The 13,727-nt window shown below is 67.0% G+C and carries 7 protein-coding genes; 2 read left to right on the top strand and 5 right to left on the bottom strand.

The genetic code is table 11. From position 1 onward, the window contains the following. The first annotated feature begins 102 nt into the window (after nt 1-102). Nucleotides 103-3,393 carry a DEAD/DEAH box helicase gene (locus KA383_16480; GenBank protein ID MBP7747714.1) on the top strand — a complete coding sequence of 1,097 codons (3,291 nt, stop codon included), beginning with the start codon at nt 103-105 and terminating at the stop codon, nt 3,391-3,393. 96 nt (nt 3,394-3,489) lie between these two features. Here KA383_16480 and KA383_16475 read toward each other — a convergent pair whose 3' ends face one another. The 5 genes from KA383_16475 to KA383_16455 all read right to left on the bottom strand — a co-directional run bounded on the left by KA383_16475 (nt 3,490) and on the right by KA383_16455 (nt 12,197). Then, nucleotides 3,490-6,795, bottom strand: coding sequence for a hypothetical protein (locus KA383_16475; GenBank protein ID MBP7747713.1), 3,306 nt, complete (start codon nt 6,793-6,795; stop codon nt 3,490-3,492). A gap of 96 nt (nt 6,796-6,891) precedes the next feature. Further along, nucleotides 6,892-9,150: a family 16 glycosylhydrolase gene (locus KA383_16470; GenBank protein ID MBP7747712.1), complete on the bottom strand. Its 2,259-nt coding sequence runs from the start codon at nt 9,148-9,150 to the stop codon at nt 6,892-6,894. A 127-nt stretch (nt 9,151-9,277) separates the two neighbouring features. Then, nucleotides 9,278-9,907, bottom strand: a complete 630-nt coding sequence (locus KA383_16465; protein MBP7747711.1) for a hypothetical protein — start codon at nt 9,905-9,907, stop codon at nt 9,278-9,280. A 113-nt stretch (nt 9,908-10,020) separates the two neighbouring features. Next, nucleotides 10,021-11,112 (bottom strand): prepilin-type N-terminal cleavage/methylation domain-containing protein, encoded by a 1,092-nt coding sequence (locus KA383_16460; GenBank protein MBP7747710.1) that lies wholly within the window; start codon nt 11,110-11,112, stop codon nt 10,021-10,023. Nucleotides 11,113-11,135: 23 nt separating this feature from the next. Further along, entirely contained in the window at nt 11,136-12,197 is a 1,062-nt protein-coding gene (locus KA383_16455) for a LacI family DNA-binding transcriptional regulator (protein ID MBP7747709.1), read from the bottom strand. Between the two features lie 542 nt (nt 12,198-12,739). On the opposite strand from KA383_16455, the gene KA383_16450 reads away from it, so the two are divergent. Next, entirely contained in the window at nt 12,740-13,708 is a 969-nt protein-coding gene (locus tag KA383_16450; protein ID MBP7747708.1) for a glycosyl hydrolase family 17, read from the top strand. Nucleotides 13,709-13,727 lie beyond the last annotated feature (19 nt).

Below are 13,727 nucleotides of genomic sequence, written 5' to 3'. Positions count from 1 at the left end.
GGCTGCCGCATGGGCGAACTGACGCGACGCATTACAGCATCATTCGACGCCCGCGTACGCGCACGCGGCCTCGAGTACTTCCAGCGCGGTGCCGTTCGCCGTTTGCGCGTTCAGCCAGACGGCCGGGTCACAGCCAAGGTCCACGGCGGCCAGACCTACAATGTCACGCTCGAAATCTACTTGTCGAGCTCAACGGGGTCGGTGCTGGTCGATTGCGACTGCCCATACGTGGATGGGTCCGGCGAACCCTGTAAACACATCTGGGCCACGCTGCTCGCGACCGAGGCCGACCCCTCTTTCGCGGCCCTCGGTCGGCTGCCGAAGCACATCATGGTGGATTTGCTCGAGGGCGGGTGGCTGGAAACGTGGGATGCCGGCGAGGCCGAATCCGCGGCGTACCCGGGCAACGATATTGCAACACCGGCCCAGGTGCGCGGCCTGCGATTGGTTCCACCGGATTTCCGCCAACCACAGCCGGCCGCGGCTGCACCCAAGCCGAAACGCCCGCCCAACTGGGTCCGCGAGCTGCGTGCGCTGGGCAGTCCAGACCGTCTGGTGCCCTCCGCTCCATTCCGCGACCCGACCCCCCTTGAACCGCTCTATGTGGTTGAACCGGCCGCCAGCCTGGCCGCGGGTTCGCTCGTCCTGAGCATCTCGCAGCAGCAGCGGCTCAAGTCCGGCCAACTCGGCGCCGTCAAGAAACTGACACTCACGCCACTCGACATCCTGCGCATCCCCAGCCCGATCGACCGCACGATCTGCCTGATGCTGATCGGCGCCGGCACGCCCGGCGCATACGGCTCATTCTACGACAACTACCGGTACACATCGTACGGCAGTGAATCGCAGTGGCGCATACCGGCCGCGCTCTACGACGAATTGCTCCCGCTCCTGATGCGCTCGGATCGGCTGCGGCTCCGCGGACCGGCACCAAACGAGCTGGTCCCGCTCACATGGGAACCTGGCGAGCCCTGGGAGCTGGCCGTGGCGTTTGTCTCCACGAGCCGCCGCGACAAGTACCGCCTGACTCCGCAACTGCGCCGCGGCACGGAGCGGTGCGCTTTGGACTCGCTCACCGGCCTCATTCCAGGCGAGCCCGCGCTGCTCATCCGCGGGCAGGTCATCACCCGCACTCACGCGCATCATTGCGAATCCTGGCTTTCGCAGCTGGCACGCTGCGACGCCATTCACTTCAAGTCGACGGAACTGCCCACGCTTCTCGCCGAACTGGCGCGCCTGCCCGCCGTCCCGCCGATCGAGTGGCCGCCAGAATGGAACATCACACAGATCGATGACCTCGCGCCTGTGCCCGAGCTTCGCCTGCAGATCGACGAGCGGCAGAAGCGCTGGCAGAGCGAGCCCGCCGCCGCCGAACTCCGCTTCCGCTACGACAACGTGGTGGCTGCGCCGGGCGATGGCGGCGGGCAGATCACCGACCCCGACGGCCGACGCCTCATCCGCCGCCAGAGCAATGCCGAACAGCGCTACTTGCAGCGTTTCTTCGACCTCGGCGGCCGTCAGGACGACTACTACGGGCTCTTTGTGCCGCGCAAACGACTCACCGCCTTGGTCATCACGCTCGTGGGCGAGGGTTGGCAGGTCACTGGCAACGCCGCCCGCTACCGCCGCCCGGGCAAGTTCCAGTTGAGCATCAGTTCCGGCATTGACTGGTTCGATCTGCACGGCCAGCTCGACTTCGACGGGCAGACCGCCGAGCTACCGGCCCTGCTCGCCGCGGCCCGGCGCGGCGAGAAGTTCGTGCGCCTCGACGACGGCTCGCTCGGCGTACTGCCGGAAGACTGGCTTGCCCGGCACGAACGTTGGCTGGCACTCGCGGACGTGCGCAGCGAGGGCGTGCGTTTCGCCAAGACGCAGCTGGGTCTGATCGACGCCCTGCTCGCGGCGCTGCCCGAGGCCCAGTGCGACGCGGCGCTCAGCGCAGCCCGCGCGCGGTTGCCGAGCTTCACCGGGATCCAAGCCCACCCGGAGCCCCCCGGCTTCAACGGCACGCTGCGCGCCTATCAGCGCGAGGGCCTCGGCTGGCTGCAATTCCTGCATGAGTTCGAGTGGGGCGGCTGCCTCGCCGACGACATGGGCCTGGGCAAGACCATCCAACTGCTGGCTCTGATCGTCGCGCGGCGCCACGCCGGCGATTCCGGTCCGACACTGGTCGTCGCGCCGCGCTCAGTGATCTTCAATTGGGCCCGCGAGGCCGAGCGCTTCGCCCCTGACCTGCGCGTCCTGGATTACACCGGCCTAGTGCGCCACACCCGGCGGGAGGCCCTGCCCGACTGCGACCTCGTGCTCTCCACTTACGGCACGTTGCGCCGCGACATCGAGTTTCTCAGCACTGTGGAATTCAACTACGTCGTCCTCGACGAAGCCCAGGCCGTCAAGAATCCCAACTCTCTGAGTGCCAAGGCCGCCCGCGTCCTGCGCGCCCGCCACCGCCTGGTCATGACCGGCACCCCCGTGGAGAACGACCTCGGCGATCTCTGGTCGCTGTTCGAGTTTCTCAATCCCGGCATGCTCGGCACCGCGCGCGCCTTCCGCGACGCCCTTGGCATACGGCGTGGCGTGGAGCGCGATCCGCAGATGCTGGCCCTGCTCCAGCGCGCTGTGCGACCGTTCTTGCTGCGGCGCACCAAGGACCAGGTCGCCCGGGAACTCCCGCCACGCAGCGAACAAACCATCGACTGCGAGCTGGGCGCGCAGCAGCGCAAATACTACAACGAGCTGCGCGACCACTACCGCGCCGCGCTGCTGGCCCGCGTCGAGAAGACCGGCGTCGCCCGCAATACGATGCACGTGCTCGAGGCACTCCTGCGCCTGCGGCAGGTCGCCTGCCACCCGGCGCTGCTGGATCCCGCGCGGAAAGCGGCCGAGTCGGCGAAACTGGAGGCCCTCCTGCCGATGCTCGCCGAACTCATCGCCGAGGGGCACAAGACCCTGATTTTCTCGCAGTTCACAAGCCTGCTGGCCCTGCTCCGTGAGGTCCTGGATCGGCGCGGCTGGGCGTACGAGTACCTTGACGGCGCGACGCGCAGCCGGGCCGTCTGCGTGGACCGCTTCCAATCCGACCCTGCCTGCCCGCTGTTCCTCATCAGCCTGAAGGCCGGCGGGACCGGGCTGAACCTGACCGCCGCTGATTATGTGTTCATTCTCGACCCCTGGTGGAATCCAGCCGTCGAGGCGCAGGCCATCGACCGCACACATCGCATCGGTCAGACGAAGAAGGTCGTCGCTTACCGGCTCATCGCCCGCGACACCGTGGAGTCCCACATCCTTGAGCTCCAGGAGCAGAAGCGCGAACTCGCCGCCGCCCTCATCACCGCTGACAACAGCCTCGTCCGCAACCTGACTCGGGACGACCTCGCCCTGCTGCTGTCGTAGCAGCGCCGCGAAACAACGCCCGCAGCCCGGCGGCTGCGGACTTTCATCCGGAACCACCGGGCTGCGATGCACTTCGTCATGAAGCCGACGCGTCGGCTACGGGCACATAATCGGCAGCGGATTCGTGCTCAGCAGCGTCACGAACGCGTTGATGTCGCCGAACGACGGATACGTGCCGTCGCCGTTGATATCGCCGTTCAACGGTTCGCAACCGGCGTACGTCGTCTGCCACACCGGGTAATTCGACAGGTACAACACGAACGCATTGATGTCCGCGAAGCTCACTTGGCCGTCGCAGTTGAGGTCGCCCGCGCAACTCGTCGGCGCAGCACCGAGCACCAGGTTGTCGATCCTGAGCTGGCCGGCGTCACCCCACGTCGCCACCTCGTCGTCGAACGCGAGCGTGACGGTGTACGAGTCGGCGTCAAAAAACCCGATGCCCGTGAAGAACAGGTCGTCGATGGTCAGGCTGCCCGCGCCGCCCCAGGCCGTGTCCCACGTGCTGCCGGACATCACCAGCGTCACGTGGTACGTGCTCGCGTTGAAGTTGAACGGCGGGCACGAACCGCTCGGGCAACCCAGCACCGCCTGCGACAGCGGACCGCCCACCGTCTCAAAGCCGAGCGTCGTCGGCGTATGCGTAAACCCGAGCCACACCGGGTTCGCCGCACCATACGTCGTGTCCTCGACCCGCAGCATGAACGGCGCCAGCTTGCTCGCCTTGATCTTTGCCGTGCAGAATACCTGGCTGAGGTCGCTCCAGTCCGGCGGTGTCACCAGCCAGGTCAGGCCGGCCCACCAGCCGCCGCTGCCACCGCCGGCGCCGCCCGTCACACTCACGACGCCGGCACCGGTGCCACCCACGCCGCAACTGGTGCACCCGTACGCGCTTTCCGTGCCGAGCGTACCGCTGCCCCAGGTGCCCGCGAAGGTCTCTTCGCCTTCGATCCCGTCATCCCACGGCTGCCCGCCGAAGGTCACGCTGCCGCCCGAGGCCCAGAATTCGCCGCCGCCGGTGCCGGTGACCGTGTTGAAATTCTCGTCCACGTTCTGGAAGGTGGATTCCGCCTCGGACAGCAACCCGCCGGCCGTCTGCCAGTTGCCGGTGGCGGTCTCATGGAACGTCAGGCGCCCCAGTTCCTGCTGCGTCACCGCCGGCGTCAGGAACAGGTTGTCGACGCGCAGCACGCCGCCCCAGCGCCAGGACGTGGCCTCGTCGATGAACGACACGACCACCGCGTAGGACGACGAATCCAGGTCGAATACGCCGTCACCGCCGCCATCCAGCGCCGGCCCTTCCGTCGCGGTGCTCAGCGCGCCGCCGACGAGTTGCCAGGTGTTGTTCGCCGTCACCTGCCAGTACATGCGATCGCCCTCGGCGTCTTCGATCCGCAGCTCATACTTGCCGAGCGTGCCACCGGACGCCGTCGAGCCCTTGATGTGCGCCTGGAGGATCACCTGGCTGAGGTCCGTCGAGGCCAGCGCCTGGTTGCTCCAGTCCAGCCCGGCATACCAGCCGGAGCCGGTGGGTCCCAGCACGATGTTCTCCACGCGGATTTCGCCGCATGCGCCGGTCTGGCCGCCCGTCGTCAGGCCCCGGGCCGAGAAGCCGCCGCCGGTCCAGACGGTCGTGCCGCCATAGACACCGCCGTACGCGCCTTCGCCGCTGATCCCGCTGTCCCAGTCGGTGGTGAAGCCGTATGTGGTACCGGCACTGACGTCGTTGGGATCGAGGAAGACGCAGTCGCCACCGGCGCCGCAGTCACCCGTCACCGAAGAGAACGCCTCGTTGATCCCCGCGCTGACGTCGACCTTGGCCTCGATCCGCAACTGGTACGCGCCGCCCGGGACGTTGCCCAGCACATCGGCATTCAGCCGCAGCGTGCCGAGGTCCGCCTCCGGGATCAGCAAATCGCTCCAGTGCAGGCCCGCATACCAGTTGCTGCCGGCCGAGTTGCTGTTCGTCAGCAGCAGGTTGTCCACGTCCAGCGTCCCACCCGTGCCCCAGCGTGGCGTGATATCGTCGTCAAACGCGACGACCACGCGGAACCACGGCGAATGCACATTAAACACGCCGCTCGCCGGCACGCCGTTGACATTGGCCTCCGTCGCCGTATTCAACGCGCCGCCGATGCTCTGCCAGTTGCCGTTCGCCATCCCCGAGAAGTACAGGCGATCACCGTCCGAGTCTTCCAGCCGCAACTGGTAGTGCCCGAGCACCTGCCCGTCCGCCGTGTTCGCCGTCCCGCGGACGTTCGCGGTCAGCGCGTGCGCGGCCAGGTCCACACCGCTCGGGCCGCCGATGATCTTGAAGGTCACCGTGTCCACCAGGCCCGCCCCCGCGTCCGCGCCATCCTCCTGCACGAACAGGAACACCACGCGCACGCTGGTCGTGCCCGCTGGGGCCGTGAGCTGGATCGGTCCGGCCGCCAGCCAGGTGTTGGTCGCCGACGCCGAGTTCAGGATCGTCGTCACCGTCGAGTCCAGCATGCTCGTCGCGTCCCAGAACTCGATCGCCATGTCCACGTGGTTCTCCGTCCCGACGAGCGAATCCGTCGAGACGTGCTGCGTGAACGCGCTGAGTTGCCAGACCTGCCCGGGCTGCGCCGGCAGAATCTGGTAGTTGCCCGAGTTGTTGTAGCCGCCGGTGAAGTTGCCCCACATCTTCAGCAGGTGCGTGCCGGAATGGGCCGTCGTCGGCACGTCATAGTCCGGGACCACCAGCGCATTGCCCCACGGGTTCCAGTACGCCATCCCGTCTTCGTCGAAGTTCGGGTTGTACAGCGGCGCCGCGCCCGGGATCGCACCCAGGTCCCACTGCAGGCCGGCATACCAGTGCCCCGCGCCGACCGTCACCTTGCTCATGCTGATCTGACCACCGCCGCTGCTCACCCCGCCGCCGACCACCCCCTGCGCGACCGCACCGCCGTTGACCCCGATCACCGCCCCGTCGCTTGTGCCGGCAAACGCCGCCTCGCCGTAAATTCCGTTATCCCAGTTCGTCGTGTAGCCCGTCTTGTTCGCCGTGCCGTCGCCCACCAGGAACAGGCCGCCGCCCGTGCCGGTGACCATGTCGAACGGTTCTTCGACCATGTTGTATGTCAGGCCCGTCACGTCGAGGATGCCCGCACCCGTGCCGTTCACGCCGCCATTCGGGGCGCCGTACGCTGACGCCGCTCCCACCCGCGCGAAGCCGGTCGTGCCGGCAAAGCCAAACTCGCCGGTGATGCCGTCGTCCCAGTTGTTCACCCAGTTGAAGCCCGATCCGACCAGGATCGGCCCGCCGCCCGTACCGGTCACCGTGTTGAAGTTCTCGTTGATGACGTCCGCCGAAACGGACGCGCTGCACACCGCCACGGCGACTACCGCCAGCCAGCTTGCCCAGTGCCGATGAGCTGCCATGTTCACCACTCCTGTCTTGCCTGCCCGCGCTAATCCGCCGGGCGGTTCTTGTCCCAACTCTCGCTGCGCTGCCGATCCGATCCCGGCCACGCTGGATCAATCTCCAGGCGGACTGCCTGCTTCCGGCTGCAGGGCCGCATAGTCCGCGAGATCACTGTCGCCATCGCTGTCCACGTCGAAGCTGTTCAGACAACTGTCCGCGTCGAGCGGCGCCGGCGGAGCCGGCATCGCCCCGGGGCCGCCGAGACACTCCACAAACACCGCGATGTCCGCGGCATCCACATCCCCGTCGCCGTCGGCATCGCCGTAGCGCGCCGCCGATTCGAACTCCAGGAAATCACCCGTCTTCAGCAACACCGGCGTCTGGCCCGGGTTGTAATACCCGTCCCACGCATTGCCCGGCGCGACGCCGACGAACTCGTTCGCCCGGAACGCCGTGTCGCCATTGAGCAGCGTCGCGATGAGCCGGAAGCTCCCGCCCTGCGGCACCGCAAAGTGTGCCAGCCGAGCCTCGAATTCGCGTATTCGCCCACCTTGGCCGCCATCGTCGATGCGATATCGCACATCCGCGCCGCCCAGCAGGTCGATTTCCGCCCCCAGCAGCGCCCCGTTCACCAGCGTGTGCGTCGTCGCGTGCAGCTCAAAGATCGAAACCTGGTTGGGCTCGAAGCAGATGGCGTAGTCCGGCCGGAAGCCCGGCGCGAAGTACAGGTCCGCGCGCGCCCCATTCAACCCCCGCCCGGACACCAGCCGCCGCGCCAGCGTGCCGACATCGTGCAGATCCGCCGTCGCCGCCCAGCCGCCCGCGCGCGAATCGACATACACCACGACGCCGGTCGCGCCATCCGTCGGCCACGCATTGGCCGCCTCGAACGCCAGATTCAGCCGACCGTCAGCACGCGAGTCAATGTGGAAAACCGAATTCTCCCCGATCCGATCGCCCAGGCCCGCGTTAATCCCGTTCACGGCCCCGACGTACTCGTCCGGCTCCACGCTTCCATCGGCCGTCGCGCTCGCAGACGTACCATCGGCCACCGCCACCGTCGCCTGCCCGGGGTCCGCGGGCACATAGACCCGCACATAATCGATGCGGTGATGCTGCGGGAAGACCGTCGTGCCGTCCGGGTTGCCCGGCCAGTTCCCGCCCACCGCCGTGTTCAGGATGATGTAGAACGGCTCCTGTGGAACGGCGATCGTGCTGCGGTAGCAGAGCAGATCATCCACGTACCAGTCCAGCCGGTCCGGGAACCACTCCACTGCGAAGACGTGATAATCCTGGGAGAAATCCGGCCCTACATAGCTGCCCGTGTCCGTCTGCACGTCCGGCCACGTCCCCCAATGGTGGCTCATGTACACGCGTGTCGGCTCGTGGCCGAGCAGCTCCATGATGTCGATCTCGGGCGGCCAGCCTCCGGCGTCCGGCATCATCCAGTGCGCCGGCCAGATCCCTTTCGTTGACGGCAGCTTCGCTCGCACCTCGATCCGTCCGTAGCCCGTCGCGAAGCGGTCGCGCGTCTCGACCAAACCCGACGTGTAGTTATAGCAGCCCCAATGACCGTCGTCGTCGTACCCGCAGTAGTACCGCTGGCGGCTGCGCAGCACCAGCTCGCCGCTTTGAATGTACACCTCGTCCGGGGCGTAGTACTGGAGCTCGTTGTTCTTGTTCAGATGCAGGTTTTCCACGCGCCATTTCGTCGTGTCGACAGTGGATCCGTCGAATTCATCCTGCCAGATCAGCGTCCAGTCCGTCTGCGGGCCGGCGACCGTCGCAAACGTCACATCGTCGATCAGCGCCGCGCCCGGCGCGTTGCCGCTCTGCATGAACACAAATGCGATCCGCGCCTCGACCGTCTCCGCCGGCGCCACGGCCTGCACGGTCCGTTGCAGCCACACGTCCCGCACCGTGCTGCCGTCCAGCGACACGAGCTCCGTTTCGTCCAGGAAAGCGGCGCCGCCATGCTGCCCGCCCGCGACCCGATAGAACTCGATCTTCATCCGCAGGCTGTTGCCCGTTCCCGTCAGCGCGTTGCCCGTGTTGTGCCGCACCCACGCCCCCGCTTCCCAGATCTGTCCCGCGAACGCGGGCAGGTTCTGGTACAGGCCCGACCAGTTCGGGTTGCCGTTGTACCCGCCGGAGACCTTGCAGACACGGGTGCCGCCGTGCGGCGTGGTCGTCGCGACCGCGACGTTCGAGCTCACGTTGTTGAATGTGCTCCACGAGATGAGCGTGCTGCCCTGCTCGAAGCCGGGATTCAGCAACGCCGCGCTCGCGCGGGACGCACCCGCGGCCAGCACGCACAAACTGGCCGCGGCGCGCACCAGAGTCGTCAGATTCAACGCTCTGCCAGACGGCATTGGCAGTTCCGTACGGGTAACAGCCGTCCTGTGGCCGCCTGGCGGCGGCCATGCAGAACTTCCCAGCGTGGGGCAGCGACCTCCGACCGGCCGCGTCCCAGGACCATCTCCCAGCCGCGTCAGGCGCCTAGCGCCGCCGCAGCACCGCCAGCGCCGCCAGCAACAGCAGGCTGGCCGGCTCCGGCACGAAGTTCACCGCGTCCACGTAGACCGCGCCCGTGCTGTCATTCCCATTCGCCTGCAGGAACATGAACACCGGCCGCACGGCAACGGTGCCCGCCGGCGCCACGGCGCTGACCGTGTAGAGCTGCCACTGGTCCTGGACCGTGCTCTCGTTGCCGATGATCACTTCATTGAAGCCGATCACCGTCTGCGTCGCGTCCCAGAACTCAATCTTGGCGACCGCGAACCCGCCGTTGGTCATCGGCATCAGCGAGGTCGCGTAGCTGTAGGCGCTGAGCGTGAATGTCTCACCGACGCCCGCCGGGATCGTCTGGACGATGCCGGAGTTCGCATAGGGGAACCCCCAGAAGGGCCCCATGATGAACTCCATCCGGCTGCCCTCGATCGGGGGCTGCGTGACCTGCGCGTGCGTGGCGTCCACACTCCACGTCAGGCCCCAGTTGTCCCAGCCGACCGGCTTGCCTTCCGGATTCACGTCCTCGAATCCCGGGTTCGTCACCAGGTTCGCCGACGCGACCGACGCGAACGCCAGCAGCGTCACCACCGTCACCACACGCCAATTCACGAGCATCATCAGGATGCCCTCCTTACCCTTCCGGAAGCCGCGTGACCGTCGGCACGCCCGACCAGACGCGCTTCACCTATCCTCCTTCGCGGCCGGGAACCGCTCCCGCGCCGCGCGCTGCGCTATGGGCACTCCGCCGGCGGGTACGGCGACACCCGCACTTGCGGCGTGAAGCTCTTGGGCATCCCGGTCGTGGGGTTGATGGGCCCCGGCCGGATCGTCGCCCCATGCATATCCGTGAACAGCACGTTCGACACCCACTTCTGATGGCGCACGCTCGGCATGCGCGGCGCGTGGGTTTCCCACGTCCAGTTCAGAAAATCGCTCAAATACGGACCGTTGTTCTGCCCGGCACTGAGTACCAGGTTCGCCCGGCCCGACGCTTCCACGTTCTCGACATCCGGCCCGCACTCGAAGAGCAGCCCCACGTCGCCCGGCCGGTACACTTTGTCCAGATTCCCGCGCAGCCGCTTGCCGTAGTCCGCGTTGCCGCATGGGTGCATGGGCGGGTAACCAAATTCGCCCCAGCAATCCACGCAGTCGCCGCTCGGCAGCTTGCCGGCACGCCAGCAGGCCGGACCGTTGCTCCACCACACCTCCGCCCCGGTCACGTCCTCGTTGATCCCATAGCTCAGCCGCCCCCAGTACGACATGTTCGCCGCGCTCGGCCGCGGATGGGCCGGATCCCCGGCGCCCTTCAACCCGTCGCTGCCGTTCCAGTTGCCGGGGTAGTACGGCGTGGCAATCCCGACCATGTCCGCCGGACAGGTGACCATCGGCAGGTCGATCGCCATCCGATCGCGGCTCGCCAGCGCGTCCGCGTACGACGTGGCCCGCACGCCCCAGTCCCAGTTGGTGCCGTAGCGGATGCTCGCGCCGCGCGCCACGGCGACCGGCCAGGCCAGCAATTCCCCTTCGGAGTATGCGTAGCGCGTGCGCCCCGGGTCCGCCGCCGCGATCCCGATCTCGTCGGTCGCGAGCGGGAAACGCCCGTTCTCTGCCACGACCACCATGGCCGCCTCGCCGGTCGCGCGCAGGTTTGCCAGGCACTTGACCAGGCGCGCCTGGTTGCGCGCTCCGCCCAGCGCCGGCAGCAGGATCGAGATGAGCAGCGCGATGATCGCCACCACCACGAGCAGTTCGATCAACGTAAACGCCGCCCGCGCGCGGCCTGTCGCGCGCCCCGCGCCTGGCTGACCAGCACCCTGTCGCATCATTCGCATCGCTGTTCTCACTTCTATGGCGCAGGCCGCGCCGCTGCCCGTGTCCGCCGGCCGCTCAACGCTACCGGCTCCGCCACGTCCGTCGGCGCCGGGCCGGTGGACTGGTTCACCTCAAACGACGTCGCGATCGTCTTCCGCAAGTTGCCCCGGACCGCCCCCGTCAGCACGCGCGTCAGCCACAAGGCCGCCTCAAACCCCAGCGTGGTCGCGTCCTGACAGACGGCCGTCAACGGCGGATACACGCTGTGCCGGATGTTCGTGTCGTCGAACCCCACGATCGACATGTCCTGGGGGATCCGCACACCCAGCATATGGGCCTTGTTCACCGCCCCGATCGCCAGCAGCGGGTCCGCGAAGAAGATCGCCGTCGGCCGCGGCCGCATGCTCATCGCGACCTCCATCACCGTCTCGCCCCCGGCCAGCCCGTTGCGATGCCGCAGCACCAGGTTTTCGTCGAAGGGCAGCTCGTTCCGTGCCAGCCCCTCGCGATAACCCTCCAGCCGGTCTGCGTGATCCTGGTCCGGCACCGTATGCAGCGCGAACGCGATCCGGCGGTGGCCGAGCGACACCAGGTAGTTCATCGCCCGAATCGTGTCCGCCTTCGAATCGCAGTCGACGTAGTTCACGCGCGGCGTACTGATCCGCTCGCTGATGACGACGTGCGGGAAGCCCTCGTCCGCGATGGCCTGGCAGACCATGCGCGAATCCAGCGTTGTGCGCAGCAGGACACCGCGCACGCCCTTGCGCATGAAGAACTGCGTGTAGTTCTCGCCCACCTCCTTGTCGCGCTGCATGTTGAGCAAGACCAGATTGAAGCGCCCCTCATCGAGCCCGCGCATCACCCCAGCCAGCACCGCGGAGTCAAATGCATGTGCCACGGTGATTTCCTGCGTAAATGCCAGAGCCACGTTCGTAGTGATGCGGCGCCCCATTTTGGCTACATAGCCATTCCGGTTCGCGATCGAGAGAATCAGCTTGCGTGTCTCGGGACTGACCAACCCCTCGTTGTTCAGCGCCCGCGAGACCGTGCTGATCGAAACCCCCGCCTGCTCGGCAATCTTGCGAATGGACGGCATACGCACTCCACTGCAACGGGCCTGCAAATGTGTCTGCAACTCTTTCTGCAAGTGTTCCTGCAACTTTTTCAGACTTCAGATTACGCCACACGCCCCCCGATGTCAACGAAAAAGTCTCAGTAGTCTCAACATAATGTCCCATAAATACTTAGAGAAAGACTGCCAAGGGCCGCCACCTTGCCCCCACCGCTCCGCAGCGGCCCTGAAACTGTTTCATAACCCGCTGCTGGCTTCCCCGCACACCTTCTCGATCCCGCTCGCTAGCGGCCCGCCCGACGCGCCACCCGGCGTAGCGCCGATCCACCTGCCTCGCCACGACGGCGCGCTGGCCGCTCGCGCATATCGTTTCCGCGGCCGCTTCTCAAGCGCATTGCACTTTCCACAATGCACCCGTAGAATGCAAAGAAGACCGTGTTGTCCCACGTGACGTCATTGCCGTCCCTTGCGTAACACCAGACTATGCCGTCGGCAACACTACACTTACAGACACCAGATACTGGGACGCGCGCCAACGACATGGCAGCCGCCGGACGGAGCAGCCCATGAAGACTCCTTGGGCGACGCTCTGCCTGTTGCTGTTCGCCTCGTGTGCTGCGTCCTCCGACCCGCCGACCGTCGCGCGGCGCCCCTTGCGCTTGCCTCCGCACACCGCCTGGTCCGGGGCCGGCATCGCCTACGGGCCTTATCGCGCTGGCCAGCATCCGGCGGGCGTGCAGCCCACACGCGCGCAACTCGCCGAAGACCTGCGCCTCATGGCCGCCCACTGGCGCCTGCTGCGCATGTACGGCGCCCGCGGCTCCGCTCAAACCGTTGCTGAGCTCATGCACCAGGAGCACCCCGACCTGCGTCTGATGGTCGGTGCCTGGATCGAACCCGAAGACACGCCCGCAGCCGTGGAGGCCAACCAGGCTGAGTTGCAGGCGGCGATCGACCTGGCCACGCGTTTCCCCGACATCGTGTGCGCGATCAGCGTCGGCAACGAGACACAGGTCTTCTGGTCTGCGCACAAGGTCGCCGCGGACGTGCTGATCGGCTACCTGCGACAGGCCCGCGCCAGTACCGGAGTCCCCATCACCACCGCCGACGACTTCCGCTTCTGGCTGACGCCGGAGAGCCAGCGTATCGCCGACGAGATCGACTTCATCACTCTTCACGCCTACGCCATGTGGAACGGCCAAACACTCGACCGCGCGCTCGCGTTCACCCAAGAGCAGTACGCCGCCGTCGCCGCGCAGCACCCGGGCGTCCCGCTCGTCCTCGGCGAAGCCGGCTGGGCCACCTGCAAGCACACCGCCGGCGACCAGGCCACCTTGATCCAGGGCACGCCCGGCGAACAGGAACAGCGCGTCTTCTACGAGCAATTCCGCGCATGGACGACGCAGGAGCGCATCCCGAGCTTCTATTTCGAGGCCTTCGACGAGCCGTGGAAAGGCGGTGAGCACCCCGACGATGTCGAAAAGCACTGGGGCCTCTACCGGGCCGATCGCACACCCAAGGCCGCCCTGCAATGACGTGCAACGGGCCAGTCAC

This window comes from Phycisphaerae bacterium (assembly GCA_017999985.1).
Taxonomy (GTDB): Bacteria; Planctomycetota; Phycisphaerae; order UBA1845; family Fen-1342; genus JAGNKU01.
Note: the sequence above shows the minus strand (reverse complement) of the source record. Positions and strands in the feature narration are given on the sequence as shown.

Excerpts from the sequence above, each read along its gene's own strand:
- KA383_16475 (MBP7747713.1), bottom strand. The coding sequence starts at position 6,795 with ATGGCAGCTCATCGGCACTGGGCAAGCTGGCTGGCGGTAGTCGCCGTG.
- KA383_16470 (MBP7747712.1), bottom strand. The coding sequence starts at position 9,150 with ATGCCGTCTGGCAGAGCGTTGAATCTGACGACTCTGGTGCGCGCCGCG.
- KA383_16465 (MBP7747711.1), bottom strand. The coding sequence starts at position 9,907 with ATGATGCTCGTGAATTGGCGTGTGGTGACGGTGGTGACGCTGCTGGCG.
- KA383_16460 (MBP7747710.1), bottom strand. The coding sequence starts at position 11,112 with ATGCGACAGGGTGCTGGTCAGCCAGGCGCGGGGCGCGCGACAGGCCGC.
- KA383_16455 (MBP7747709.1), bottom strand. The coding sequence starts at position 12,197 with ATGCCGTCCATTCGCAAGATTGCCGAGCAGGCGGGGGTTTCGATCAGC.
- KA383_16450 (MBP7747708.1), top strand. The coding sequence starts at position 12,740 with ATGAAGACTCCTTGGGCGACGCTCTGCCTGTTGCTGTTCGCCTCGTGT.